The 21,751-nt window shown below is 73.1% G+C and carries 24 protein-coding genes; 11 read left to right on the top strand and 13 right to left on the bottom strand.

The annotated features are described in order from the left end of the window. Window positions 1-78: 78 nt before the first annotated feature. Window positions 79-1,284 (bottom strand): zinc-dependent alcohol dehydrogenase family protein, encoded by a 1,206-nt coding sequence (locus G5C62_RS01810; protein WP_241175645.1) that lies wholly within the window; start codon window positions 1,282-1,284, stop codon window positions 79-81. Between the two features lie 184 nt (window positions 1,285-1,468). Between G5C62_RS01810 and G5C62_RS01805 the strand changes: the two genes are divergently transcribed. After that, window positions 1,469-2,575 carry an acyl-CoA desaturase gene (locus tag G5C62_RS01805; protein ID WP_164699727.1) on the top strand — a complete coding sequence of 369 codons (1,107 nt, stop codon included), beginning with the start codon at window positions 1,469-1,471 and terminating at the stop codon, window positions 2,573-2,575. 34 nt (window positions 2,576-2,609) lie between these two features. Here G5C62_RS01805 and G5C62_RS01800 read toward each other — a convergent pair whose 3' ends face one another. The 5 genes from G5C62_RS01800 to G5C62_RS01780 all read right to left on the bottom strand — a co-directional run bounded on the left by G5C62_RS01800 (window position 2,610) and on the right by G5C62_RS01780 (window position 6,072). Beyond that, window positions 2,610-3,281: a sigma factor-like helix-turn-helix DNA-binding protein gene (locus tag G5C62_RS01800; protein ID WP_164699728.1), complete on the bottom strand. Its 672-nt coding sequence runs from the start codon at window positions 3,279-3,281 to the stop codon at window positions 2,610-2,612. Further along, entirely contained in the window at window positions 3,278-3,775 is a 498-nt protein-coding gene (locus tag G5C62_RS01795) for a hypothetical protein (protein WP_164699729.1), read from the bottom strand. Before G5C62_RS01795 ends, G5C62_RS01800 begins: the two co-directional genes overlap by 4 nt. A 4-nt stretch (window positions 3,776-3,779) precedes the next feature. Then, the gene (locus tag G5C62_RS01790; RefSeq protein WP_036335893.1) at window positions 3,780-4,319 is read right to left on the bottom strand and encodes a gamma carbonic anhydrase family protein; all 540 of its coding nucleotides are present in this window, start codon (window positions 4,317-4,319) and stop codon (window positions 3,780-3,782) included. Between the two features lie 126 nt (window positions 4,320-4,445). Then, window positions 4,446-5,336, bottom strand: coding sequence for an NAD(P)H-hydrate dehydratase (locus G5C62_RS01785; RefSeq protein WP_164699730.1), 891 nt, complete (start codon window positions 5,334-5,336; stop codon window positions 4,446-4,448). Beyond that, window positions 5,317-6,072: a histidine phosphatase family protein gene (locus G5C62_RS01780; RefSeq protein ID WP_164699731.1), complete on the bottom strand. Its 756-nt coding sequence runs from the start codon at window positions 6,070-6,072 to the stop codon at window positions 5,317-5,319. Before G5C62_RS01780 ends, G5C62_RS01785 begins: the two co-directional genes overlap by 20 nt. Window positions 6,073-6,203: 131 nt before the next feature. Here G5C62_RS01780 and G5C62_RS01775 point away from each other — a divergent pair, with 131 nt between their 5' ends. Continuing rightward, on the top strand, window positions 6,204-6,785 hold the full coding sequence (locus tag G5C62_RS01775; RefSeq protein WP_206330419.1) for a YdeI family protein: 582 nt from the start codon (window positions 6,204-6,206) through the stop codon (window positions 6,783-6,785). A gap of 65 nt (window positions 6,786-6,850) precedes the next feature. After that, window positions 6,851-8,956 (top strand): hypothetical protein, encoded by a 2,106-nt coding sequence (locus tag G5C62_RS01770; RefSeq protein ID WP_164699732.1) that lies wholly within the window; start codon window positions 6,851-6,853, stop codon window positions 8,954-8,956. Window positions 8,957-9,257: 301 nt separating this feature from the next. On the opposite strand, the gene G5C62_RS01765 is transcribed toward G5C62_RS01770, so the two are convergent. From G5C62_RS01765 to G5C62_RS01755, 3 genes are all read right to left on the bottom strand, one after another. Next, entirely contained in the window at window positions 9,258-10,259 is a 1,002-nt protein-coding gene (locus G5C62_RS01765; protein ID WP_164699733.1) for a C40 family peptidase, read from the bottom strand. A gap of 131 nt (window positions 10,260-10,390) precedes the next feature. Next, window positions 10,391-10,870 carry a hypothetical protein gene (locus G5C62_RS01760; RefSeq protein ID WP_036335898.1) on the bottom strand — a complete coding sequence of 160 codons (480 nt, stop codon included), beginning with the start codon at window positions 10,868-10,870 and terminating at the stop codon, window positions 10,391-10,393. A 91-nt stretch (window positions 10,871-10,961) separates the two neighbouring features. Beyond that, window positions 10,962-11,267 (bottom strand): hypothetical protein, encoded by a 306-nt coding sequence (locus tag G5C62_RS01755; protein WP_036335899.1) that lies wholly within the window; start codon window positions 11,265-11,267, stop codon window positions 10,962-10,964. 275 nt (window positions 11,268-11,542) lie between these two features. Between G5C62_RS01755 and G5C62_RS01750 the strand changes: the two genes are divergently transcribed. Together G5C62_RS01750 and G5C62_RS01745 are read left to right on the top strand one after the other, a co-directional pair. Next, complete coding sequence (locus G5C62_RS01750) at window positions 11,543-11,755, top strand: hypothetical protein (protein ID WP_241175646.1); 213 nt, start codon at window positions 11,543-11,545, stop codon at window positions 11,753-11,755. A 36-nt stretch (window positions 11,756-11,791) separates the two neighbouring features. After that, window positions 11,792-11,947 (top strand): hypothetical protein, encoded by a 156-nt coding sequence (locus G5C62_RS01745; RefSeq protein WP_156119141.1) that lies wholly within the window; start codon window positions 11,792-11,794, stop codon window positions 11,945-11,947. 24 nt (window positions 11,948-11,971) lie between these two features. On the opposite strand, the gene G5C62_RS01740 is transcribed toward G5C62_RS01745, so the two are convergent. Further along, complete coding sequence (locus G5C62_RS01740; RefSeq protein WP_164699735.1) at window positions 11,972-13,363, bottom strand: metallopeptidase TldD-related protein; 1,392 nt, start codon at window positions 13,361-13,363, stop codon at window positions 11,972-11,974. Window positions 13,364-13,439: 76 nt separating this feature from the next. Next, window positions 13,440-14,954 (bottom strand): TldD/PmbA family protein, encoded by a 1,515-nt coding sequence (locus tag G5C62_RS01735; protein WP_036335902.1) that lies wholly within the window; start codon window positions 14,952-14,954, stop codon window positions 13,440-13,442. 161 nt (window positions 14,955-15,115) lie between these two features. On the opposite strand from G5C62_RS01735, the gene G5C62_RS01730 reads away from it, so the two are divergent. The 3 genes from G5C62_RS01730 to G5C62_RS01720 all read left to right on the top strand — a co-directional run bounded on the left by G5C62_RS01730 (window position 15,116) and on the right by G5C62_RS01720 (window position 16,969). After that, window positions 15,116-15,943: an MBL fold metallo-hydrolase gene (locus G5C62_RS01730; protein ID WP_164699736.1), complete on the top strand. Its 828-nt coding sequence runs from the start codon at window positions 15,116-15,118 to the stop codon at window positions 15,941-15,943. A gap of 124 nt (window positions 15,944-16,067) precedes the next feature. Continuing rightward, window positions 16,068-16,535, top strand: coding sequence for a hypothetical protein (locus G5C62_RS01725; RefSeq protein WP_036335905.1), 468 nt, complete (start codon window positions 16,068-16,070; stop codon window positions 16,533-16,535). 47 nt (window positions 16,536-16,582) lie between these two features. Beyond that, window positions 16,583-16,969, top strand: a complete 387-nt coding sequence (locus G5C62_RS01720; protein ID WP_036335906.1) for a cupin domain-containing protein — start codon at window positions 16,583-16,585, stop codon at window positions 16,967-16,969. A gap of 9 nt (window positions 16,970-16,978) precedes the next feature. On the opposite strand, the gene G5C62_RS01715 is transcribed toward G5C62_RS01720, so the two are convergent. Next, window positions 16,979-18,271, bottom strand: coding sequence for an amidohydrolase family protein (locus G5C62_RS01715; protein ID WP_164699737.1), 1,293 nt, complete (start codon window positions 18,269-18,271; stop codon window positions 16,979-16,981). 72 nt (window positions 18,272-18,343) lie between these two features. On the opposite strand from G5C62_RS01715, the gene G5C62_RS01710 reads away from it, so the two are divergent. Genes G5C62_RS01710 through G5C62_RS01700 form a run of 3 tightly spaced genes read left to right on the top strand, consistent with a single transcriptional unit; the run spans window position 18,344 to window position 20,396 of the window. Beyond that, on the top strand, window positions 18,344-19,033 hold the full coding sequence (locus G5C62_RS01710) for a DedA family protein (protein ID WP_036335909.1): 690 nt from the start codon (window positions 18,344-18,346) through the stop codon (window positions 19,031-19,033). Next, entirely contained in the window at window positions 19,030-19,707 is a 678-nt protein-coding gene (locus G5C62_RS01705) for an HAD family hydrolase (protein WP_164699738.1), read from the top strand. Before G5C62_RS01710 ends, G5C62_RS01705 begins: the two co-directional genes overlap by 4 nt. Continuing rightward, complete coding sequence (locus tag G5C62_RS01700; RefSeq protein ID WP_241175647.1) at window positions 19,704-20,396, top strand: alpha/beta family hydrolase; 693 nt, start codon at window positions 19,704-19,706, stop codon at window positions 20,394-20,396. The genes G5C62_RS01705 and G5C62_RS01700 overlap by 4 nt, the downstream gene beginning before the upstream one ends. 30 nt (window positions 20,397-20,426) lie before the next feature. Here G5C62_RS01700 and G5C62_RS01695 read toward each other — a convergent pair whose 3' ends face one another. Beyond that, window positions 20,427-21,635 carry an SRPBCC family protein gene (locus G5C62_RS01695; protein ID WP_164699739.1) on the bottom strand — a complete coding sequence of 403 codons (1,209 nt, stop codon included), beginning with the start codon at window positions 21,633-21,635 and terminating at the stop codon, window positions 20,427-20,429. Window positions 21,636-21,751 lie beyond the last annotated feature (116 nt).

Genomic DNA, 21,751 nt, shown 5'->3' with positions numbered 1-21,751 from the left:
CCTGGTCGACGCCCGGGGCCTCGCCGCTGCGGGTGGAGCCGGACGACGGCTGCCCGGGTGGGTTGTTCGGTGGGTTCGTCACGTGGCGTGGCGCCTGATCGGCGCCCCTCCCTTCGGGTCGGCGCGCGGGGGGTGGTCGTCCGGGACGGCGTGCCCACCGGCTCCTCGTCCTCGCCGTCGTCCGGCGGCACCGGGCTGGTGGGCGCGACCGGGACGGGCGTCTCCGGCTCCGTGGGCGTCGGCGTGCCCGTGGGCACGTCGTTGGGCAACGCGGAGTTGGGCACGTCGACCGTCTGCCCGTTGGGGAGCGTGACCGGCGTCGTCCAGGCCGAGTTCGCGGGTGACCAGCAGCTCCGGGTGCAGCCGGCCGGCCGTGATCAGCGAGAGCATCGCCGGGTAGTCGGCCGCCGCCATCCCGTGGCTGCCCAGCAGGGCGAGCTCGCCGGCGATCACCCGCTCCATCGGGATCTCCGGGCGGCCGAGCACCGGCGGCAGCAGCCCGACCTGCACGTGCCGCCCCCGCGGGCGGAGGCTGCGGATGGAGTTCAGGCAGGTCACGGCGGCGCCGAGCGCATCCAGCGATACGTGCGCACCGCCATCGGTCAGCTCGGCGATCGCGCCGGGGACGTCGCCGGCGCCGTCCACCGTGTGCTCCGCACCGCAGGCCCGGGCCAGCTCGAGGGCACCCGGGGCGATGTCGACGGCCACCACCCGGGCCCCGGCCGCCACCGCGACCTGGACCGCGGACAACCCGACCCCGCCGCAGCCGTGCACCGCCACCCACTCCCCGGGCCGCACCCGGCCGACGCCGGTGACGGCCCGGAAGGCGGTGGCGAACCGGCAGCCCAGGCCGGCCGCGGTGGCGAACGGCATGCCGTCGGGCAGGGCGACCAGGTTGACGTCGGCGGCGTCCAGGGCGACGTACTCGGCCAGGGAACCCCAGTGCGTGAACCCGGGCTGCGTCTGGTTCAGGCAGACCTGCCCGGCGCCCTCCCGGCACGGCCCGCAGTGCCCGCACGCGCAGACGAACGGCACGGTGACCCGGTCGCCCACCGACCAGGTCCGCACCCGGTCACCGACCGCGGCCACGGTGCCGGCCAGTTCGTGGCCGGGCACGTGCGGCAGGACGACGTCGGGGTCGTGGCCGGACCAGCCGTGCCAGTCGCTGCGGCAGATCCCGCTTGCTCCGACCCGGACGACGACGCCGTCCCGGTCGGGGGTGAGGTCGGGCACCGACCGGACCGTCAGCGGGCCACCGAACTCCTCGAACACCAACGCGCGCACCCCGACAGCCTCCCTCAGGGGGCCGGGGCGGCGGCGTCGGCCCGGCACCCGCATGGCACAGGTGTGCGCCGTCGCCTACCGTCGGCGCTACGCGGTGCTCCAGCCAGACGTAGCGCGGTCCCCTGTCGTCGCCGGTCAGACCGGCACAGCCCGGAGCAGCCCGGGACCCAGCCTGAGAGAGCAGATGACCGCCACCACCCTGGAGGGCTCCACGCCCCTCCCTGCCCGGGCGCCTCGCCCCGAGCGAGCCCGCGACCGTCAGGTCAGCGTCTACGCCGAGCTCTCGCAGCAGGTGAAGGACGCCGGGCTGCTGAACCGCCGCCGCCCGTACTACGTCGTGTCGATCGCGCTGACCGTGGCCGCCTTCGCCGGGGTCTGGGTGGCGATCGTGGCACTGGGCGACTCCTGGTGGCAGCTGGGGCTGGCCGTCGTCTTCTCGCTGGTCTGCACGCAGTTCGGCTTCCTGGGCCACGACACCGCCCACCGGCAGGCCTTCGGCTCGCACCGGGCCAACGAGTGGAACGCCCGGGTGCTCTCCTGCGGTTTCGCGGGCATCGGCTACGGCTGGTGGATGCAGAAGCACAACCGGCATCACAACGCCCCGAACCAGATGGGCAAGGACCCCGACATCGAGTCCGCGGTGCTGGCCTTCACGCCGGACGACGCCGAGGACCGGATGAGCGGGCTGCGTGGCTGGTGGACCCGGCACCAGGGCTGGGCGTTCTTCCCGCTGCTCTGCTTCGAGGGCGCGGCCCTGCACGCCAACAGCCTGGCCACCCTGGCCCGCGAGAAGGCGATGCCGCACCGCCGGCTGGAGATCGCGATCATCGCGGCCCGGCTGGGGCTCTTCGTCGCCGCGGTCTTCCTGATCATGCCGCCGCTGCTGGCCGTGGCGTTCATCCTGGTCCAGCAGGCCGTGTTCGGTCTGCTGCTGGGTGGTTCGTTCGCGCCCAACCACAAGGGCATGCCGATCGTCCCGAAGAACGCGAAGGTCGACTTCCTGCGCCGTCAGGTGCTCATGTCGCGCAACATCAAGGGCGGCCGGGTCACCGACTTCATGATGGGCGGCCTGAACTACCAGATCGAGCACCACCTCTTCCCGAGCATGCCGCGGCCGAACCTGAAGAAGGTGCAGCCGATGGTGCGCGCGCACTGCGCCCAGTACGGCATCAGCTACACCGAGACGTCGCTGGTCGGCTCGTACCGGATCGTCGTCCAGTACCTGAACCGCGTCGGGCTCGGCGAGCGCGACCCGTTCGTCTGCCCGCTGACGGCCTCGATCCGCAACTGACGTCGGGCTCCGCTGCCTCACCGGCAGCGGGGCCTCATCGTCCGGTGAACAGCAACAGCAGGACGACGAGGACGAAGAACCCCGCCAGGGCGAGCAGCCCGGCCCGGTGCCGACGCTGCGACCGCTCACCGTCCAGCACCCAGCCGTGGACGTCGCCGATGTCGGCGGGGGCCCGCCCGGCGAGGTCGCCCACCCGGGCCGCCGCGGTTCCGCCGTCCACCTCGAGGAGCTCGCCCAGCCGGCCGAGCCCGTCGGCGATGCGCGCCCGGACGTCGGCCACCGGCGCGCCCAGCGCGTCGGCGACTGCCGCCTCCGACAGGTCCGTGCCGTACCGGAGTGCGAGGGCCGCCCGCTGCCGCGGGAGCACGTGGGCCAGCGCGGCCGCCGTCTCGTCCGACGGGACCGGATCCGGGTGCGCCGAGGCGAAGCCGGGGATGCCGGTGGTGCCGGCCATCAGCCGGGAGTCGGCGAGCACCGCACCGAACCGGCTCCACCGCCGGCCCAGGTGCGCGGCCACCAGCTCCCGCCGGAGGGCGGCCGCCGCCTCCTCCCGGTCCGCGAGCCGGTCCCAGCGGCCGTGGACGGCGATCAGCGCCTCCTGCAGCAGGTCCCCGGCCGCGCGGCCGTCACCGGTCAACAGGTACGCCGTGCGGAGGGACGGCGTCGACTCCGCGGCGACGAACTCCTCGAACGCCCCAGCGGTCATGCGCTCCCCGGCGACGCCACCGGCTCGGACCAGCCGGCCACGTGACCGAGCCAGGCGAGCCCCAGCCACGCGCCGGTCAGTGACCCGTGCGCCGACCCGTCGCTGACGGTCAGCGTCCACTCCGCCTCCGGGTGGCGGGGCGAGCGCGAGCCGGTTCCGGGCACCGCCGCCACCACCCGCCACGCCTCGACCGGCAGCCGTCGCGCCGGCCTCCCCGCCGGGGTCGCCCAGACCCCGGTCCGCGTCGCCTGCACCGGCTCCGACGGGCCGGACTCGGGCATTCGCAGGGTCAGCGGACCGAGGTCCAGGTAGTCGTCCGGGTCGGCCGGCAGGGTCCACCCGGGTCGACGAGCCCCGGTCCCGGCGTCCGCGCCCAGGGTCGCCAGCGCGGAGACCAGATGGACGACCCCGCCGAGGAACCGGCCGGCCCGCCGGGCCGCTGAGGTGTCATCGACGGTCCAGGAGACCTGACGGCGCAGCTCCTCGGCGCTCATCCGCTCAGCCCGCCTGCTGCACCCGGCGGACGGCGCGGTGCTGGTCGAGCCGGTCGGTGTAGCTCTTCGCGTTCAGCTCGATCGCCGTGCGGTCGTCCTCGGTGGTCTCCCGCCGCACCTTGGCTGGCACCCCGGCGACCAGGGAGTTCGGCGGGATCTGCGCGCCCTGCATGACCACGGCGCCGGCGGCGACGATCGAACCGGAGCCGATGTGCGCGCCGTTGAGGACGGTGCTGCCCATGCCCACGAGCACGTGGTCGTCGACCCGGGCGCCGTGCAGCACGACGTTGTGGCCGACGGTCACGCCGCGACCGATCACCAGCGGGTGCCCGGGGTCGCTGTGCAGGGTGGACCCGTCCTGGACGTTGGAGTCCGCACCGATCTCGATGACCTCCGAGTCGGCCCGGGCGATGGCGCCGTACCAGATGCTGGCCCGCGGCCCCATCCTCACCTTGCCGACCACGACGGCCGTGGGGGCGACGAACGCCTGCTCGTCGATCTCCGGGGCACCGAAGTCGAGGGCTCCGATGTAGCTGTCAGCCACGTTGCTGCACTCCTCACCGAGGTCGCGGGCGGTTCCCGCTGCTGGGCGCAGCAGATCACACCGGGCCGTCGGCGCGCCGGGTGACCACGACGTTGCGCAGGGAAGCCGTCGGGACCAGCCGCCAGCTCAGAGGTCCACCTCGGCCATCACCCGGGGGATCTCCGGTGGCAGCTCGCGGGCGAGGAAGCCCAGCTGCCCGACGGTCGCGGCCAGCCGCTCACCGGCCCGGCCGTGCAGGTGCGCGGCCCAGACGGCCGCCTGGGCCGGCTCCGCGCCCCGGGCCAGCAGCCCGGCGACGATCCCGGCGCGCACGTCGCCGGAGCCGGAGACCCCCAGCCCGGCACCCCCGCTCTCGTCGGCCCAGAGCCGCCCGTCGGGTGCGGCGATCCAGCTGGTCACCCCGCCCAGGCCGACCACGGCGCGGGTCTGCTCGGCCAGCCGCTGGGCGGCACCCGCCGGGTCGTCGTCCACCTCGTCCGGTTCCACGTGCAACGCGATCGCCAGCTCGGCCGGGTTGGGGGTGAGCACGACGTTGCTGCCCAGGTGGTGCAGGCAGGCCGGGTCGGCGGTGACGGCGGCCAGCCCCAGCGCGTCCAGCGCCACCGGCCCCTCGAGCTCGGGCAGCAGCTGTTCGACCAGGCTCCGGGTCTCCGGCTCGTCGGCCATGCCTGGACCGATCAGCACCGCCGAGGCCTGCTGGGCCAGGTCGAGGAACAGCTCGGCCGAGGAGCCCCGGATGGCGCCGGCCTCGGTGGACGGCACGCCGCGGACCAGCGCCTCGGGCAGCGAGATGGAGACGTGCGGGGCGACCTTGGACGGGACGACGACCTGGAGCTTCCCGGCCCCGGAGCGCAGCGCGGCCTCGGCGGCCAGCAGGACGGCGCCCACGGTCTCGGTGCTCCCGCCGACGACCAGGATCGAACCGCGGGCCTCCTTGCCGCCGGTCGGCTCGGGCAGTCGCCAGTCGCGGAGCACCTGGGGGCTGACCAGGGTGTGGTCAGGCCGGGGACGGGACATCGGTCTCCTCGGTCACGGGGGCGCCCTCGCCCCGGTCGGCGTCGTCCAGGTGGTCGACGCCGTTGAAGCCGGCAAGCCGGAACAGCCCGCCGTCGGCGGACTCGTAGCGGGTCACGGACGTGTTGGCGACCTGCTCGGCCCGGTCGATGTCCAGCAGCTGCTGCTCGGAGAGCTCCTCCAGCACGTACCGGAAGACCATGATCACGGCCTGGTGCGAGACGCAGAGCAGCCGCTCGCCGTCGTGCCGCAGCGCCTCGGTGGCCAGCAGGCTGCGCACCCGCAGGGCGACGTCGGCCCAGCTCTCCCCGCCCGGTGGCCGGTAGTAGAACTTGCCGAGCAGCTCCCGGCGGCCGGCCTCGTCCGGGTGCTCCTCGCGGATGCCCTGACCGGTCATGCCGTCGAAGACGCCGAAGTCCCGTTCCCGCAGCCGCTCGTCGTAGCGGACGGTCAGGTCCAGCCCGCTCGCCGCCACCGCCCGCCGGGCGGTCTCGGCCGCGCGGCTGAAGGGCGAGCTCAGCACGGTGGTGGGGCGCTCGTCCGCCGGCAGCCCCGCCAACCACGCGCCGAGGGCGTCGGCCTGCCGCTCGCCGGTGTCCGACAGCGGGACGTCGGGGTCGCGGACGTCGAGCTCCAGCCGGCCAGAACCGGTCTCGTGCGCGTGCGCATCGGCCAGGTTGCCCACGCTCTCGCCGTGCCGGACCACCCACAGGGCAGTGGGGCCAGGTGCCCGTGCCATCCGTCGTCCCGTCCGTCGTCGCGGCGCCTCTGCTGGGCGCCGTCCGCCCTGCGGTAGCCGACCGGCCGCCCGGACAAACCGGACGCCGGGCCCCCTGGACGGCGCGGGTGCGGCTGCGGACGATGGCCGGCGTGGCCGACGAGAGCACGTTCGAGACCCGGGTGTTCGCGACCCCCGCCGACTTCGACGCCTGGCTGGCCACCGAGCACGACCGGGCGCCGGGCCTGTTCCTGAAGATCGCCAAGAAGTCGGCCGGCATCCCCTCCCTGACCGCGGCCGAGGCGGTCGAGGTGGCGCTCTGCCACGGCTGGATCGACGGCCGGGCCAACCGCGTGGACGACGACTGGTTCACCGTCCGGTACACGCCGCGGCGGCCGAAGAGCGTCTGGTCGCAGAAGAACGTGCAGACGGTGGCCCGGCTGGTCGCCGAGGGCCGGATGCGCCCGGCGGGGCTCGCCGCGGTGGAGGCCGCGCAGGCCGACGGCCGGTGGGACCGCGCCTACGCCGGGCCCGCCACGATCACCGTGCCCGACGACCTGGCCGCCGCACTGGCGGCGGCCCCCGCCGCCCAGGAGGCGTTCGCCGGGCTCGACGGGGCCAACCGGTACGCCGTGCTGTGGCGGGTGCACACCGCCGCCACGCCGCAGACCCGGGCCAAGCGGATCGCGGCCTGCGTGCAGCTGCTCGCAGAGGGTCGCCGCTTCCACGACTGATCCGGCAGGGACTGCACCTGAGAGCAGTCCTGGCCACGAACTCCCCGTTCCAGCAGGATGCCCCTATGAACGTCTTAGAGTTCGCGCAGCAACTGCCCTCGGCCCCGCCACCACCAGTCGTCGATGAGTCTCGCGGACTCAGCCGGGTTGCCAACATTCGTCAGGATTTCGTCGCACCAAATTTGCTGGAACGGGAGGGCCCGCAAAACGCTCCGGCTGTTCTGATTATAGCCCCAGCGGCGGCGGGAAAGAGTACGGCAGCGGAAGCCATAGCAGCATCCAGCAACGGCCTACTGGCCGACCTAGCCGGGCAGCGAGTCGCCGACGGGTCCTTCGTGGGACTACTCGACGAGGGGCTAGGCGAAGATGCCAGTTTGACGTTCAAGCGATCACTGCGAGCAGGCCACAGCACACTTGTCCTCGACGCACTGGACGAGACGCACGTCTCGTCCAGTGAGGCAAACTTTGTCGCATTCCTACAAGGACTGGCCCGTTTCCTGCGAACGTCACAGGGCGCACGGAACGTTGTCTTGATGGCGCGCCACGAAAGCGCAGAGTGGGTCCGGTTCGCTTTCGATACCGAGAATGTCCCGATCGCCGAGCTTGAGCTTGATTACTTTAGTCGCGACCAAGCACTCGCCTACCTTGACCTGAAACTGGACGCACTGTTTCGGAAGAACGAGCGAACGCTTGCCCACCGCCAGCATCGAGAGAGCTTCCAGACATCACGCGACACCGTCCTGAGCCGCTTGGGGGAAGCTGCTGGCTATCCGACACTCGACCAAGCTTGGACTAGCGCAAACGGCCGCAGATTGCTCGGCTATTCGCCAGTGCTTGAAGGCTTGGCAACCTATCTGCACGTTCCTGACTTTCGCAACCTTGATGTGGGGCACCTGACGACTCTGACGGACACGTTCCCGGAGTGGACCCTCCTCTCGAACCTCATGCTCCGCCTACTGGAGCGTGAGCATGACAAGTTTTTGAACAACTGGCTCGACGATATCAGCCGAGCCATGTTCACAGCAGAGCAGCTCAATAACCTATACGACGTCCGAGAGCAATGCTCCCGGCTGGCCGTTCGGTCGTTTAAGCACAGCACGACGACGGATTTTGACGAGCAGGTACCAGACTCGCTCGTGGACTCATATCGTGCCGCAATCGAATCACAGCTCTCCAATCACCCGCTACTTGCCACCAACGACCAATTCGTGAACAGCACCTTCCGTGATTACGTCGCGGCGTTTGTCCTAGTCAACGGATCACATGATGAACAGCGCGCCGTTGCGCGCGTGCTCCGAGGCGGCTCCGACCTTCCCTCGCCGGGGCTGGCCCCGTTCATGCTCAGCCTCTTGGAAGACCGAGCCCTTAGCACGGAACTGCTCGATCTCGCACTAGCCTCTCTCGGCGCGAGAGAAGAGGCTCGAGCTCAATACTCCTTCAGTCTGAGGAGCCTCAGGAGTGATGGGCTACTCACGATTGAACTTGACTCGTCGATGGGCGAGGCACCAGCCGTCATGACAGTGCCGACCCACTCTCCGGGCACCGTCTTGCTGCCCGCACGGATCAAGCGCTTGGACCTGACCACGGATGACGAGGTCCGCATAGAAGGCCGATCATTACGCATCGGACCCGATGTGCAGATCGACGCCATGTTCGTGACGCTTAAGGGGGCAGAGTGTGCGATCGAGGCGCATAGGGGATTGAGTATTCGCGGTCAGATTGTGACTGCGGACTGGGACCAGCAGGTCCGCATCTCTGGCCAGGGACTGCTTATTGAAGCTGTCGAATCTGAGGGGTGGGTGCAGCGCTTCTCCAGAGAACCGTCCCTCTCGGAGGACAGGGCCGATGTTCAAGAGTATTACCACGCCCTGCGCAGACTTCTGCGCTTTTTCCGGCGGACTCAACACGTCGCGGCCGGCACATTGGCTGCCGACAAGGAGCAAATCTGGAGATTCGTGCTGCGCACCGACGACAAGGCCGACGCAATAATGAAGACCCTCACTGACGATGGTTACGTGCGCTACCACGGCCCCGAATACAGGTTAAGTCAGGACTTCTTGGCAAGCCTCGCCCTTAGCTTCGAGGACATCGGACGGGCAATAGTGACACCCGAGCTGTCACGCTTCCTGCATCGGGTCGCCCAGCAGGCCGCCGCCCCAGAGTCTCCCTAGACGAACAGCTGGCGATGTCTGCCGTACCCCTATCGGCAGGCATCGCCGGAAGCTGACTGCGGTAGTCCAGCGCGGTGCCTTCATGCTCCCTGAAAGGTCGGCATCACTGACCACCCTCCCCGACGTCACAATTTGCTGGTTAGTCGTCCACCGTCAGGCACTAAAGGGCTTCACCATGTTGCGGCGGAAGGTTAGGGTCCGAAAGGCTAGGGTCCGAGCGGGCTGGACGCTGGAACTAGCCCTGCGAGTGCGCCCATGGCAAGCCAGAATTGGTGGCTAGCTGGTCGGGGCCGTGGACAACTCAGCCGGTGACGCGGCGAGCGCTGACGTAGCCGCCCTTGTCCACGCTGGTGACCGCGACTGGGCGGCCGGAGACGCTGGCGTGCACCATCTGGCCGTTGCCGATGTACATGCCCACGTGGCTGATCGGCGAGTAGAAGAAGACCAGGTCGCCGGGCTGGAGCTCCGCCCTCGACACGGCGACGCCCAGGCTCGACTGGGCGCGGCTGGAGTGCGGCAGCGAGATGCCCGCGGCGGCGTAAGCGTACTGGGTGAGGCCGGAGCAGTCGAAGGAGTCCGGGCCTTCGGCGCCGATGCCGTACATGTCGCCGATCTGGGCGAGCGCGGTCTGCACGGCGACGCCGGCGGCGGCCGTCGGGGCCGGGGCGGGGGCCGGGACCACGTCGGGCCCGGAGATGACGTTGTGCACCCGGACCTGGTCGGCGGCCGACAGGCGGGCGAGGTCGGCCTGGTACCCGGCGAGATCGCCCTCCAGCTGCTCCTTCTGCGCCCGCAGCTCTGACTCGGCGGCGGCCGCGGCGGCCGCGGCCGCGGTGGCGTCCTGCTGCGCCTGCTCGGCCGCGGACCGGGCGGTGGCTGCCGTGGCGACGATGCCGTCGGCGTGCGTGGCCAGCTGATCGAGGGTGTTCATCTGCTGGATCAGGTCGTCGGCCGAGCCGCTGGTCAGGAAGGCGGCGAGCCGGCCGCGGGTGGTGCCGACGTACCCGGCCTGGGCGATCGACCGCAGCTGCGGCTCGAGCGCGTCCAGCTGCGCCTGCGCCTGGACGGCCGCGGCAGCGGCGGCATCCGCGGCGGCCTGGTGCTGCACGGCGGCGGCCTCGGCCTCGTGGACCTGCTCGTCCAGGGCGGTGAGCTCGAGCCCGGCGTCGGTGACGGCCTGCCTGGCCTCGGCCGCAGTGGTCGGCGCCGCGACGCCGACCGACGGGGTCAGGACGACGGCCGCGCCGACGGTCAGCGCGAGGGCGGCAGCGCGCGTCCACCGCCGGTTGGTCGATCGGTTCACTGGGCCTCCGTCTGCGCACGTTCCGCCCGGGGAGGGGCGAGGGACTCCGTGCACGTCTCGACGGACGGTAGGGAGATCGCGCTCTTGTCAAGAGGCGCGGCGCGCCGGGACCGATCGGTCCACAGTGGACCTCAGTCCCACAAGCCCCGTGCGCCTCTCCTGCCCCGCACCGGCGCGACGAGGCGGTCGGCGACGGCGCCGGTGGCGAAGGAGTAGACGGCCTTGTGCGCCACGTCGACCACCTGGTCCCGCCGGGACCAGGTCCACGGCGGCGCGCCCACGCCGGTGACGTTCTCCAGGGTCTGGTCGACCGCCAGCCGCACGGAGGTGTGCCAGGCGGAGGCCCGCACGCCGCGCAGCCCGGCCGCGGCCCAGACCCCACGCAGCGCGCCGACGGCGGCGCCGGTGCCCCAGTGCATGAGGTGGTTGCGCACCGGGGGGCGCGCGGAACCGGGGAGCCGCCGCCCGGTGGCCAGGGCGGTGAGCGTCCGGGCCGGGACATAGGAGTCCGGGCGACCGGTCACCTGCTGTTCGAGCTTCTCCCCCACCGTCATGACCGCCACCCCGGCCAGCCCGGCCACCGCACCGCGTACCGCTGCTCTCGCCCACATGGGCACCGGCCTACCCGGAGAGGAGGCCCGGCAAAGACGACGAGCCGCCCACCGGTTCCCCGGTGGGCGGCTCGGTCGGATCTGGTGGGGCTCAGCCGGCGGCAGGCTCCGAGGCGTCCAGTGCCTCGACCGCGGCGACGTCGCGCAGGATCGCGGACAGCTCGGCCGACGTCCACGCCTCACAGCAGTCGCAGGTGCCGGTCGGGGTGAAGCTGCGCAGGCCCAGGCTGCCGCCGGCCTGGTCCTCGGCGAGGGACAGCTGGCCGTCCTCCGGGTTGCGGTGGCATCGACACGACGAGGCGCACATGCCCAGGCCCCAGCCCGAGACGATCACGGACGGGCCGTTGTCGTGGACCTTGCCCACCTGGAAGATCGAGGGCTTCTGGCAGTACGTCATGTGGAGCTCCCCTCGCCGTCCTGCCGGAGAGGCAGGGGGTCGTCGTCGGCGTTCGTGGGGAAGTAGACACGAATTGCGTTTCATGTCCGTGACACAGGGGCACGAAACGCGGTTTGGTCGCCGAGTTGCGCACACCCGTCACACCCACCACGCCCATCCCGGCCGCCCCGGGGACCGCACCCCGCCCCAGCGGTGCCGTGGCGGGGGCGTCCCGGCGCGCGTGCATCCGCCGGCGACCAGCGGGGTAGGGGCCGGCCATGTCGATGAGCGCACCCATGGAGCCGAACCTGCCGAACGCGGACGACGGGATCCCCGCGGCCGATCCCGGGGCCGGGGCCCCGCCGACGGCCGAGGGCTTCGGTGTCGGGGGCGAGGAGCCGGACGCCCCTGAGGAGGGCGAGGGCGACGCCGAGGCGGCGCCGCCGACCGACACGGCCTTCCGGACCCCCGAGCCCGACGACGTCGGCCGCGGACCCGTCACCCCCTGACCGTTCCGGCCGGGCTCCACGGGGTACCCGGTCGCCATGACCGAACCCGCCGGCTCCGACCCGGCCACCGAACCCACCTCCACGGACGCCGGCACGCAGGGCCCCGAGCCGACCGGTGACCCGGTCGACCCGGCGGTCGCGACGTCGAGCCCCGACCCCGGCCAGACGGGCCGCGACCGGCGCGAGCACTGACCGGGGTCGGCCGCCCGGCCGGCGTCAGCTGGCCGGGCTGACCGAGCTCATGTTGAAGTCGGGCACCCGGAGCATCGGCATCGAGGCCCGGCTGAACCAGTCGTTCCACTCCCGCGGCAGGGTCCGCTCGGTGCGGCTGGCCTCGGTCGCCCGGCCCAGCAGGTCGACCGGCGACTCGTTGAACCGGAAGTTGTTCACCGCGCCCGTCACCTCGCCGTCCTCGACGAGGAAGACCCCGTCGCGGGTCAACCCGGTGACCAGCAGCGTCTGCGGGTCGACCTCACGGATGTACCAGAGCGTGGTCAGCAGCAGGCCGCGTCCGGTGCGCGCGATCATCTCCGCCGGCGAGGCGGTGGCGGTGGGGTCCTCCAGGATGATGTTGTCCACCGCGGCGGTCGCCGGTGCGGTCGTCCGCAGGGCCCAGGCCCGCGGCCGGATCAGGTTGGTCAGCACCCCGTCGCGGATCCAGTCGACGGCGGGCGTGGCCATGCCGTTGTCGAAGACGGAGGCGGACCCGGACGAACCGCCGACCACCTGGAACGGCGCGGTCTCCAGCCCCGGGGCGTACGGGTCGCTGCGCAGGGTGAGCGGGAGCTGGGCCAGCCGGTCCCCGATCCGGTTCCCACCACCGGTCCGGGCGTAGACGCTGCGCCCCTCGTCGGCGTCCCGGGCCTCCATCGCCCAGTAGGTGGGGATCATCAGGTCGCTCACCGTGGACGGCGGCAGGAGCGTCTCGTACCGCCCGGCCGGCAGCTCGACCCGGCGCTGCGACCAGGCCATCTTCTGCTGCACCTCGGCCGCGAGGCCGGCCACCGAGACGTCGGTGAAGTCGCGGGTGCCGACCCCGGCCCAGACGGAGCGGCCGAAGTCGGCGCTCTTCCCGTTCAGCTCGACCCGCCCGGTGGGCTGGTCGTGCCGCAGCCGCAGCCCGGTCGAGGTGCCCAGGTAGGTCGTGGCCAGCTGGTGCTCGGCGAACCCGAAGAGCAGCTCGCCCCGGTCGCGGGCGCCGCCGAAGGCCTCGCCCAGCGCGGGCGCGAAGTCGGCGAACACGCCGATGGAGGTGGTGGACGCCTCGGCGTCCCAGTCGCCCGACCCGGCGGGGGCCTCGCTGATCAGCGGCATCGCGTCCTCGGCCGGCCCGGCGTCCCGGGCGGCCTGCTCGCTCATCCGCACCAGCTCGGCGATGTCCGGGGTGCCGGTGCGGGCCACGGTGCCGGTGGCCATGCCGGCGCCGCCGTCGACGAAGGAGATGACGACGACCTGCCGCGAGCGCATCGCGCCGTTGGTGGTCAGGCTGTTGCTCGCCCAGCGGAGGTTGGCCTCCGAGCTGTCGGTGACGTAGGTGATCTGCCCATCGGCGGTCGAGGCGGCCAGCGCCCGCTCGACCAGCTCCTGAGGGGAGATGTAGGAGCTCATGACCTCATCGCTCCGCTCCTCGCTCGCTGGCGCTCGCTGCGATGCTCACTCGTCGCCTCGCTGACGCTCGTCGACATCAACGCCCGCCCTCCTGCTTCGTGTTGAGGATGGTCGTGTTCTCGAACAGCGCGGTCGGGCAGCCGTGGCTGACCGGGGCCACCTGGCCGGGCTGGGCCTTGCCGCAGTTGAAGGCGCCGCCGAGCACGTACGTCTGCGGCCCGCCGACCGCGGTCATCGAGCCCCAGAAGTCGGTGGTCGTCGCCTGGTAGGCGACGTCGCGGAGCTGACCGGCCAGCCGGCCGCCCTCGATCTTGTAGAAGCGCTGCCCGGTGAACTGGAAGTTGTACCGCTGCATGTCGATCGACCAGCTGTTGTCACCGACGACGTAGACGCCGCGCTCGACCCCGCCGATGACCTCCTCGGTGGAGGGGCCGCCGGGGGTGGGCTGCAACGACACGTTCGCCATCCGCTGCACCGGCACGTGGGCGGCGGAGTCGGCGAACGCGCAGCCGTTGGAGCGCTCCATCCCGCGCAGCCGGGCCATGTTGCGGTCGACCTGGTATCCGACGAGCACCCCGTCCCGGACCAGGTCCCACTGCTGGCCGGCGACACCCTCGTCGTCCCACCCGACGGTGGAGAGCCCGTGCTCGGCGGTGCGGTCGCCGGTGACGTGCATCAGCGGCGAGCCGTACTGCAGGGTGCCCAGCTTGTCGACGGTGGCGAAGGAGGTGCCGGCGTAGGCGGCCTCGTAACCGAGTGCGCGGTCCAGCTCGGTGGCGTGCCCGATCGACTCGTGGATGGTCAGCCACAGGTTGGACGGGTCGACGACCAGGTCGTACCGGCCCGGCTCGACCGAGGGGGCCTTGACCTTCTCCCGCAGCAGCTCGGGGAGCTCGGCCAGCTCACCGCGCCAGTCCCAGCCGGTGCCGGTGAGGTACTCCCAGCCGCGGCCCACCGGCGGGGCCAGCGTGCGCATCGACTCGAAGGTGCCGGTCGTGCGGTCGACGGTCAGCGCGGTGAACTCCGGGTTCACCCGGACGCGCTGCTGGCGGGTGCGGGTGCCGGCCGTGTCGGCGTAGAACTTCTGCTCCTTGACCTGCATCACGCTGCTCTGCACGTGCTCCACGCCGTCGGCGGCCAGCAGCCGCTCGGAGAGCTCGACCAGCAGCGCGGTCTTCTCCGCGTCCGGGACGGCGAACGGGTCGACCTCGTAGGCCGACACCCACTCGCCGTCGGCGTACACCGGCTCGGGCGCCAGCTCGACCCGGTCGGTGTTCATCGCCGCCGACACCTGGGCGACGGCGACGGCCTCCTCGGCCAGCCGGACCGCCTCGGCCGCGGTGAGCACCACACCGGCGGCGAACCCCCAGGTGCCCTCGTGCACGACCCGCACCGCCAGGCCGAGGTCCTCGCCGTCGGCCAGCGCCTCCAGCCGGGCGTCACGCAGCCGGACGGTCTGGGTGCGGATCCGCTCGACCCGCAGGTCGGCGTGCTCGCAGCCCAGGTCGACCGCGCGGGTCAGCGCCGCATCGGCCAGCGCGGACAACGGGAGGGCGAGGAAGGACTCGTCGACGGAACGGGGTTGTGCCACGGCTCCGTGTCTACCAGGCGCACCCGACAGGAGCGACGCAGTTCGTGAGCCCGGCTACCGATCCCCCGCTGTTGTGCGCGCGCCGTCGGTTCCCGGTCCGTGGAGCGACGACGAGCGCACAACAGCGGAGTGACCGACGTCCTCTGCGGGTAGCCGCCGACATGGCAGCTGACCAGGCACGCCCCGGGAACGACGTCACGCTCACCTTCGGTGGTACCGCCACCACCTTGCTGCGGATCGGGCCGTTCACCCTGCTGACCGACCCGAACTTCCTGCACCGCGGCCAGTGGGCGCACCTGGGCTACGGGCTGCGCAGCAGGCGGCTGACCGACCCGGCGCTGGTGCCCGCGCAGCTGCCCGCGCTGGACGCCGTCCTGCTCAGCCACATGCACGGCGACCACTGGGACCGGGTGGCCACCCGGTCCCTGCCCAAGGAGACCCCGGTGGTGACCACGCCGGAGGCAGCCGGCTGCCTGGGCAAGCGCGGCTTCACCGCCACGGCCGACCTGCGGCCCTGGCAGACCCACGTGCTGACCCGCGGCACGGACACGCTGCGGATCACCAGCGTGCCGGGCGTCCACGGCCCCGGCCCGCTGGCCCGGGTGCTGCCGCAGGTGATGGGCAGCGTCCTGGAGCTGGTGCTCGGCGGCGTCGCCGGCCCGGAGGTGACCTGGCGCGGCTACATCAGCGGCGACACCCTCTACCGGCCGTACCTCGGGGAGGTGCTGCAGCGCTGCGGGCCGCTGGACGCCATGGTCCCGCACCTGGGTGGCACCAAGGTCGCCGGCATCACCGTCACCATGGACGCCCGGCAGGGCGCCGACCTGGTCGAGTTGCTGCGCCCGCCGGTCACCGTGCCGGTCCATTACGACGACTACGGCCTGTTCAAGAGCCCGCTGGGCGACTTCGTCGCGGAGGTGGCCGCCCGCCGGGCCCCCGGTGAGGTGCGCATCGTGGGGCGCGGCCAGACGATCTCGCTGCGCGCCTGATCCGCCCGGGGGACGACCTGCTGACCTGGGCGGATCAGCCCGGCGGGCGACGCCCGCTGACGACGGCCGGCCCGATGCTCGTACCGCCACCGACCGGTGGCGCGAACGAGTGGAGGCACCACCGGTGGTCAGCACGAAGAAGGTCCTGCTCGGCGCCGTGACGGCGATCCTCGGCGTGGTCGGGGCGGGGTCCGCCGCGCTGGCGGTCACCATGCCGTCCGGGGTGGACGGTCCCGGCGCCGCGCTGGCCGAGCTGCAGGGCCACACCGCGACGTCCGACCACGACACCGCCGAGGACGCGCCCCGCGGCGACGTGCCGGACTGGACCCGCGCCGTCGGCTCCGACGTGACGGTGGTCCGGCCCGGGGAGGCCGCAGGCGACGACGGCGGCAGCGTCCGCGTGCACCTGACGCTGGCCGGCGGGACGTCGCTGCCGACGGACTGCACCCCGCTGGACCAGGTCGGCATGCCCTTCGACGGGGGAGGGCAGTGGCCCGACCTCGGCGACACCGCCCAGCTGTGCGAGGGCTGGGTCACCGTGCTGCTGGAGGACCAGCTCTACGCCTGGACCGACGACCAGACGCGAGGCTGACCCGGCGATCGGGCATACCGGTACGACGCGGCGGGCATCACCCCACGATGCAGCCCCTGGTCCGCGACAGTGCCGAGATCGACGCCGAGACGTGGGACGACCCGGTGCGGGGCAGGGTGTCGTTCCGGGTGCTCTTCAGCCAGGACCGGACGCCGACAGCCGCGCTGTACACCGGGCTCACCGAGCTGGCCCCCGACGGCTGGCTGGGCCTGCACCGGCACACCGCCACCGAGGTCTACCACCTCGTCGAGGGCAGCGGCGTCGTCGTCCTGGACGGGGTGGAGCACCCGGTGACCGCCGGCTCGGCGGTCTTCATCCCGGGCGACACCGAGCACGGCATCCGCAACACCGGCGAGGGCCCGCTGCGGTTCGTCTACGCGTTCCCGACCGACTCGTTCGACGACGTCCGCTACCGCTTCTCCGCGGAGGAGTGACCTCCCTGCTCAGCGGCCGGCGAGCCGCATCGCCCGGGTCTGCACGTCCGCCCGCAGCTCGGCCTCGTCGACCGTCGTGGACGCCCCGTCACGCACGACCTGCCGCCCGGCCACCCAGGTGTCGCGCACGTGCCGGGAGCCCACCGACCAGACCAGGTGGGTCAGCAGGTCGGTGACCTCGCCGACCGGTACGAAGGCGATGTCGTCGGTGTCGACGTGCACCAGGTCCGCCCGCCGTCCGACGGTCAGCTGGCCGAGGTCCTCACGGCCGATCGCCGCCGCCGCCGCGCCGGTGGCCAGCCAGAACGCCTCGGGGGCGGTGAGCGCAGTGGCGTCCCGCTCGCGCAACCGGGCCAGCTGGGCGGCCAGCCGGAGGTCCTCGAAGAGGTCGAGGTTGTCGTTGGACGCCGGCCCGTCGGTGCCCATGCCGACCCGGATGCCGAGGTCGAGCATGTCCCGCAGCCGGGCGGTGCCGCTGGCCAGCTTCGTGTTGCTGCCCGGGCAGTGGGCCACGGCGACGTCGTACTCGCGCCACAGCTCCAGGTCGCCGTCGTCCATGTGCACGCAGTGCGCGCCCAGCACCCGGCCGCCGAGCACGTCGTGCGCGGCCAGGAGCTGCGGCACGCTGAGGCCGTGCTGTGCCAGCAGCCCGGCGCCCTCCGTCGTGGTCTCGGCGACGTGCGTGGTCAGCAGCAGGCCGTGCTCGCGCGCCGCCTCGGCCGCCTGGGTGAGCACCGGCAGCGGCACGGTGTAGGCCGAGTGCGGGCCGATGCCCCACTCGACCTGGTCGTCACCGGTGCCGGCGGAGTCGGTGGCGCGGGCGAGCTGCTCGTCGAACGTGCCGAAGCCGGGCAGGCCGATCAGCGGGTGGGTGATCACCCCGCGGGCGCCGGTGCGCCGCACCGCAGCGGCCATCCGCTCGGGGTGGAAGTACATCTCGACGCTGGTGGTGACCCCGTGCCGCAGCATCTCCGCCGACGCCGCGGTCATCGCGACCTCGACGTCCTCGGGGGTGAGCTTCGCCTCCCGGGGCCACATCACCTCGTTCAGCCAGCGGTCCAGCGGCAGCCCCTCGCCCTGGCCGCGGAACAGCACCATCGGTGCGTGCGAGTGGGTGTTGACCATGCCGGGGGCGAGCACCCCGGGCAGCGCGGTGACCTCGGCGTCCCCGGCCGGCGGCGCCTCGGCAGCGGGGCCGACCCAGCTGATCAGCCCGTCCTCGACGTCCAGCACGGCATCGGGGACGACGGTGCCGGCGCGGTCCCCGACCACGACGGCGCGGGCGGTGAAGCGGTGCACCATGGGGACAGACCCTACGACCGGCCCGGCCCGGCAGCAGGACGGCGCACGGCGACCGCCGATACCGTGGGCCCCATGTCCGTCCTCGCCGCCGCCACATCCGACGAAGGCGGCATCACCGGCTTCCTGCTCGACCTCATCGACCGGCTGGGGGCGGTGGGCGTCGGCCTGACGATCCTCATCGAGACGGTCATCCCGCCGATCCCCAGCGAGGTCGTGCTCGGCGCGGCCGGGGTGCTGATCAACGACGGCCGGATGTCCCTCGTGCCGGTCATCCTGTGGGCGACCGTCGGCTCGGTGCTCGGGGCGATCGTCCTCTACTGGGTCGGCCGGCTGTTCGGCCCGCGCCGGTCGCACGCCTTCCTCGACCGGCTGCCGCTGGTCGAGACCGCCGACGTGGACCGGACGTTCGAGTGGTTCGCCCGGCACGGTCGCGCCGCGGTCTTCTTCGGCCGGATGGTGCCGATCGTGCGCAGCTTCGTCTCGGTCCCGGCCGGCGTCGTGAAGATGCCGATGCCGCAGTTCCTGCTCTTCACCGCCGCCGGCAGCCTGCTCTGGAACAGCCTGCTCATCGGCCTGGGCGTCGCGGCCGGCGACTTCGTCCAGGCCAACCTGCAGTACCTGGACTACGTGGTCGTGGTGGCCGTCGTCGCCGCCGTGGCCTGGTTCGTCTACAAAAAGGCGACCGGTCGGTTCCACCGTCCGCCGGACGCCGGCACCGACCTCCCCGTGGAGGCCCCCGCCGAGGAGCGGGACCAGGCATGACCGCACCGAGGACGCGACCGGCCGTGGTCGCCTTCGACGTCAACGAGACGCTGCTGGACCTCGCCCCCGTCCAGGCCACGCTGATCGAGAACGGCGAGCCGGGGCACCTCCTGCCCACCGTCTTCAGCCGCACGCTGGCGCTGGGGTTCGCTGCCGCCACCGCCGGCACCCGGTGCCGGTTCCGGGACGCGTTCGAGGCCGCACTCGCCCAGCTGACCGGGTTGTCGGCGGCGCAGCGGACGGCGGTGGCCGACGCCTTCGGTGAGCTCAGCCCGCACCCCGACGTCGAGCCCGCGCTGCGCCGGCTGACCTCCGCGGGGGTGCGCGCGGTGACGCTCAGCCAGGGGACGCCAGGCGTCGCCGAGGCCGGGCTGTCCCGCGGCGGGGTGACCCCACTGGTCGAGCGGACCTTGACCACCGAGTCGATCGGCGTCTGGAAGCCTGACCGGGCGGCCTACCTCTGGGCGGCCGGGGTGTGCGACGTGGCGCCGGCGGAGCTGGCGCTGGTCGCCGTCCACTCCTGGGACGTGCACGGTGCCCAGCGCGCCGGCCTCACCGGCGGCTGGTGCTCCCGCGCCGAGTCCGCCTACGCCGCGGTGTACGAGCCGCCGCACGTGCAGGGCGCGTCCCTCCTGGAGGTCGTCGAGGCGCTGCTGGCGCTGCCGCCGGCGTGACCGCCGCGGAGGTCCCCACCCCCCTCGGCCCTGCCCGCGTGCACCGCGCCGAGCCGGCGGGCGACGTCCGCGGCACCCTCGTGCTGGGTCATGGCGCCGGCGCCGGGTCGGACTCCGCCGACCTGCTCGCCGTCTCCGCCGCCGCGTGCGCCGCCGACTGGCGGGTGCTGCGGGTCGACCAGCCGTGGGTGGTGGCCGGCAGGCGGATCGCACCCGCCCCGGCCCGGCTGGACGAGGGCTGGACGGCGGTGCTGGACGCACTCCGCACCAACGGACTGCTGACCGGCCCGCTGGTGCTGGGCGGGCGCAGCGCCGGGGCCCGGGTGGCCTGCCGGACGGCGGCCGGACAGGGAGCCGCCGGGGTGCTGACGCTGGCCTTCCCGCTGCACCCGCCCGGCAAGCCGGAGAAGAGCCGCGCGCCCGAGCTGCAGCAGGTCGCCGTCCCACTGCTGGTGGTGCAGGGGGAGACCGACGCGTTCGGCCGCCCCGATGAGGTGGTCGCCGCGCTCGCCGGTCACCCCGGAACGGTCGCGGCGGTGCCGGGCGACCACGGGCTGAAGAAGGACCCCGCCGCCGTGGCCGCCGCAGCCGTGGCCTGGCTGCCCGCCACTGACCCGCTCGCTGGCCCGTCTCCCCACACGGGAGACTGTCCTCCCGCACCAACGCTGGTGCGGGAGGACAGACGGTGATCAGGTCACCTGATCACCGTCCGGAGGCTCCTACCTGCGGCGGCGGCGCACCAGCAGGGCGATCAGCAGCGCCAGCACGGTGACCCCGGCCGCCGGCGCGGCGTAGCGGGTCAGCGCCGCCCCGCCGGCCACCTCGAGCAGGTCGATCGGCTCCGGCTCGGCCGGGGTCACCGGCCGCCGCGGCGTGCTGGGGGTGCTGCGCACCGGGCCGCCCCCGGCCGGGCGGTTCGGCGGGGCGGTGGTGCCGGTCGGCGGCTTGCTCGGCGCCTTGCGCGGGCCACCGTCCGGCGCGTCGGCCGCCGTCGTGGAGGCCGGCTCGGCGTCGGCTGCCTGGTCCTCGACCGTCCCGGTGCCGGAGAACGGTGCCGGACTGCCGGCAGCCGGGGCGGTGTCGCCGGCGGCTGGGGCCGTGTCGCCGGCAGCCGGGGCGGTGCCGGTGGCGGCCGGCGCGCCCTTCGTCGGCGGGGCCAACGGATCCGGGACCGCAGCCTTGGCCGGGGCGCTCTTGGCGGGAGCGGCCTTCTTGGCCGCCGTCGCCGGAGCCGCCGCCTGCTCCGCGTCTGCTGCCTTGTCCGCCGCCGCAGCGGCGGTCTTCTTCGCCGCGGCACCGGCCTTCTCGGCCGCGCCGGCCGCCGGGGTGTCACCGGCAGCGCCCTCGACGCTCGCCGCGGCCTCCTCGACGACGCCGGCGGTGGTCGCGGCGGCCTTGGCGGCAGCGGCGGTGGCCTTCCCCGCCACGGTCGGCTCCTGCGTGCCCACGGCCGCTGCGGCCCGGGAGGCGTCACCCTCGGCGTCGCCGCTGGCCAGCTGGGCGGAGAGCTTGTCGGCGAACTGGCCGAGCAGCTTGTTGCCGACGTCGGTCATGACGCCGCGGCCGAACTGGGCGGGCCGGCCGGTGATGTTCAGGTCGGTCAGGACGTCGACGCGGGTGGTGTCGCCCTCGGCCGCGAGCGTCGCGGTGATGACGGCCGCGGCGGTGCCGTTGCCGCGCTGGTCCTTGCCGCGGGCGTCGATGACCGCACGGTGGGCGGCCTCGTCCTTCTCCACGAACGACGCCTTGCCCTGGTAGGTCAGGTTGATCGGCCCGAGCTTCACCTTGACCCGGCCGGTGAAGTCGTCACCGGTCACCGAGTCGAGGGCGGCCCCGGGCATGCAGGGGGCGATGCGCTCGATGTCCAGCAGCACCCGCCAGGCTTCGTCGATCGGCACCGGCACGGTGAACGCGTTCTCCAGCTGCACTGCAGGACCTCCGAGAGTGGGCAGCCCGGGCGGGAGGCGACGAGTCGGCGACAGCCCGTCCGGGTCGTGCGGTGATCGAGGCGAGACGGCGACGCTACCGCGCCCCTGCCGGCGCC

The sequence above is a fragment of the Modestobacter sp. KNN46-3 genome (genome assembly GCF_011039295.1).
The sequence above is the reverse complement of the archived record's forward strand: the minus strand, read 5'-3'. Positions and strand labels throughout refer to the sequence as shown.

Excerpts from the sequence above, each read along its gene's own strand:
- G5C62_RS01805 (WP_164699727.1), top strand. The coding sequence starts at position 1,469 with ATGACCGCCACCACCCTGGAGGGCTCCACGCCCCTCCCTGCCCGGGCG.
- G5C62_RS01780 (WP_164699731.1), bottom strand. The coding sequence starts at position 6,072 with ATGGCACGGGCACCTGGCCCCACTGCCCTGTGGGTGGTCCGGCACGGC.
- G5C62_RS01785 (WP_164699730.1), bottom strand. The coding sequence starts at position 5,336 with ATGTCCCGTCCCCGGCCTGACCACACCCTGGTCAGCCCCCAGGTGCTC.
- G5C62_RS01760 (WP_036335898.1), bottom strand. The coding sequence starts at position 10,870 with ATGTGGGCGAGAGCAGCGGTACGCGGTGCGGTGGCCGGGCTGGCCGGG.
- G5C62_RS01705 (WP_164699738.1), top strand. The coding sequence starts at position 19,030 with ATGACCGCACCGAGGACGCGACCGGCCGTGGTCGCCTTCGACGTCAAC.
- G5C62_RS01730 (WP_164699736.1), top strand. The coding sequence starts at position 15,116 with ATGGCAGCTGACCAGGCACGCCCCGGGAACGACGTCACGCTCACCTTC.
- G5C62_RS01750 (WP_241175646.1), top strand. The coding sequence starts at position 11,543 with ATGGAGCCGAACCTGCCGAACGCGGACGACGGGATCCCCGCGGCCGAT.
- G5C62_RS01740 (WP_164699735.1), bottom strand. The coding sequence starts at position 13,363 with ATGAGCTCCTACATCTCCCCTCAGGAGCTGGTCGAGCGGGCGCTGGCC.
- G5C62_RS01800 (WP_164699728.1), bottom strand. The coding sequence starts at position 3,281 with ATGACCGCTGGGGCGTTCGAGGAGTTCGTCGCCGCGGAGTCGACGCCG.
- G5C62_RS01715 (WP_164699737.1), bottom strand. The coding sequence starts at position 18,271 with ATGGTGCACCGCTTCACCGCCCGCGCCGTCGTGGTCGGGGACCGCGCC.
- G5C62_RS01720 (WP_036335906.1), top strand. The coding sequence starts at position 16,583 with ATGCAGCCCCTGGTCCGCGACAGTGCCGAGATCGACGCCGAGACGTGG.
- G5C62_RS01755 (WP_036335899.1), bottom strand. The coding sequence starts at position 11,267 with ATGACGTACTGCCAGAAGCCCTCGATCTTCCAGGTGGGCAAGGTCCAC.
- G5C62_RS01795 (WP_164699729.1), bottom strand. The coding sequence starts at position 3,775 with ATGAGCGCCGAGGAGCTGCGCCGTCAGGTCTCCTGGACCGTCGATGAC.
- G5C62_RS01710 (WP_036335909.1), top strand. The coding sequence starts at position 18,344 with ATGTCCGTCCTCGCCGCCGCCACATCCGACGAAGGCGGCATCACCGGC.
- G5C62_RS01745 (WP_156119141.1), top strand. The coding sequence starts at position 11,792 with ATGACCGAACCCGCCGGCTCCGACCCGGCCACCGAACCCACCTCCACG.
- G5C62_RS01770 (WP_164699732.1), top strand. The coding sequence starts at position 6,851 with ATGAACGTCTTAGAGTTCGCGCAGCAACTGCCCTCGGCCCCGCCACCA.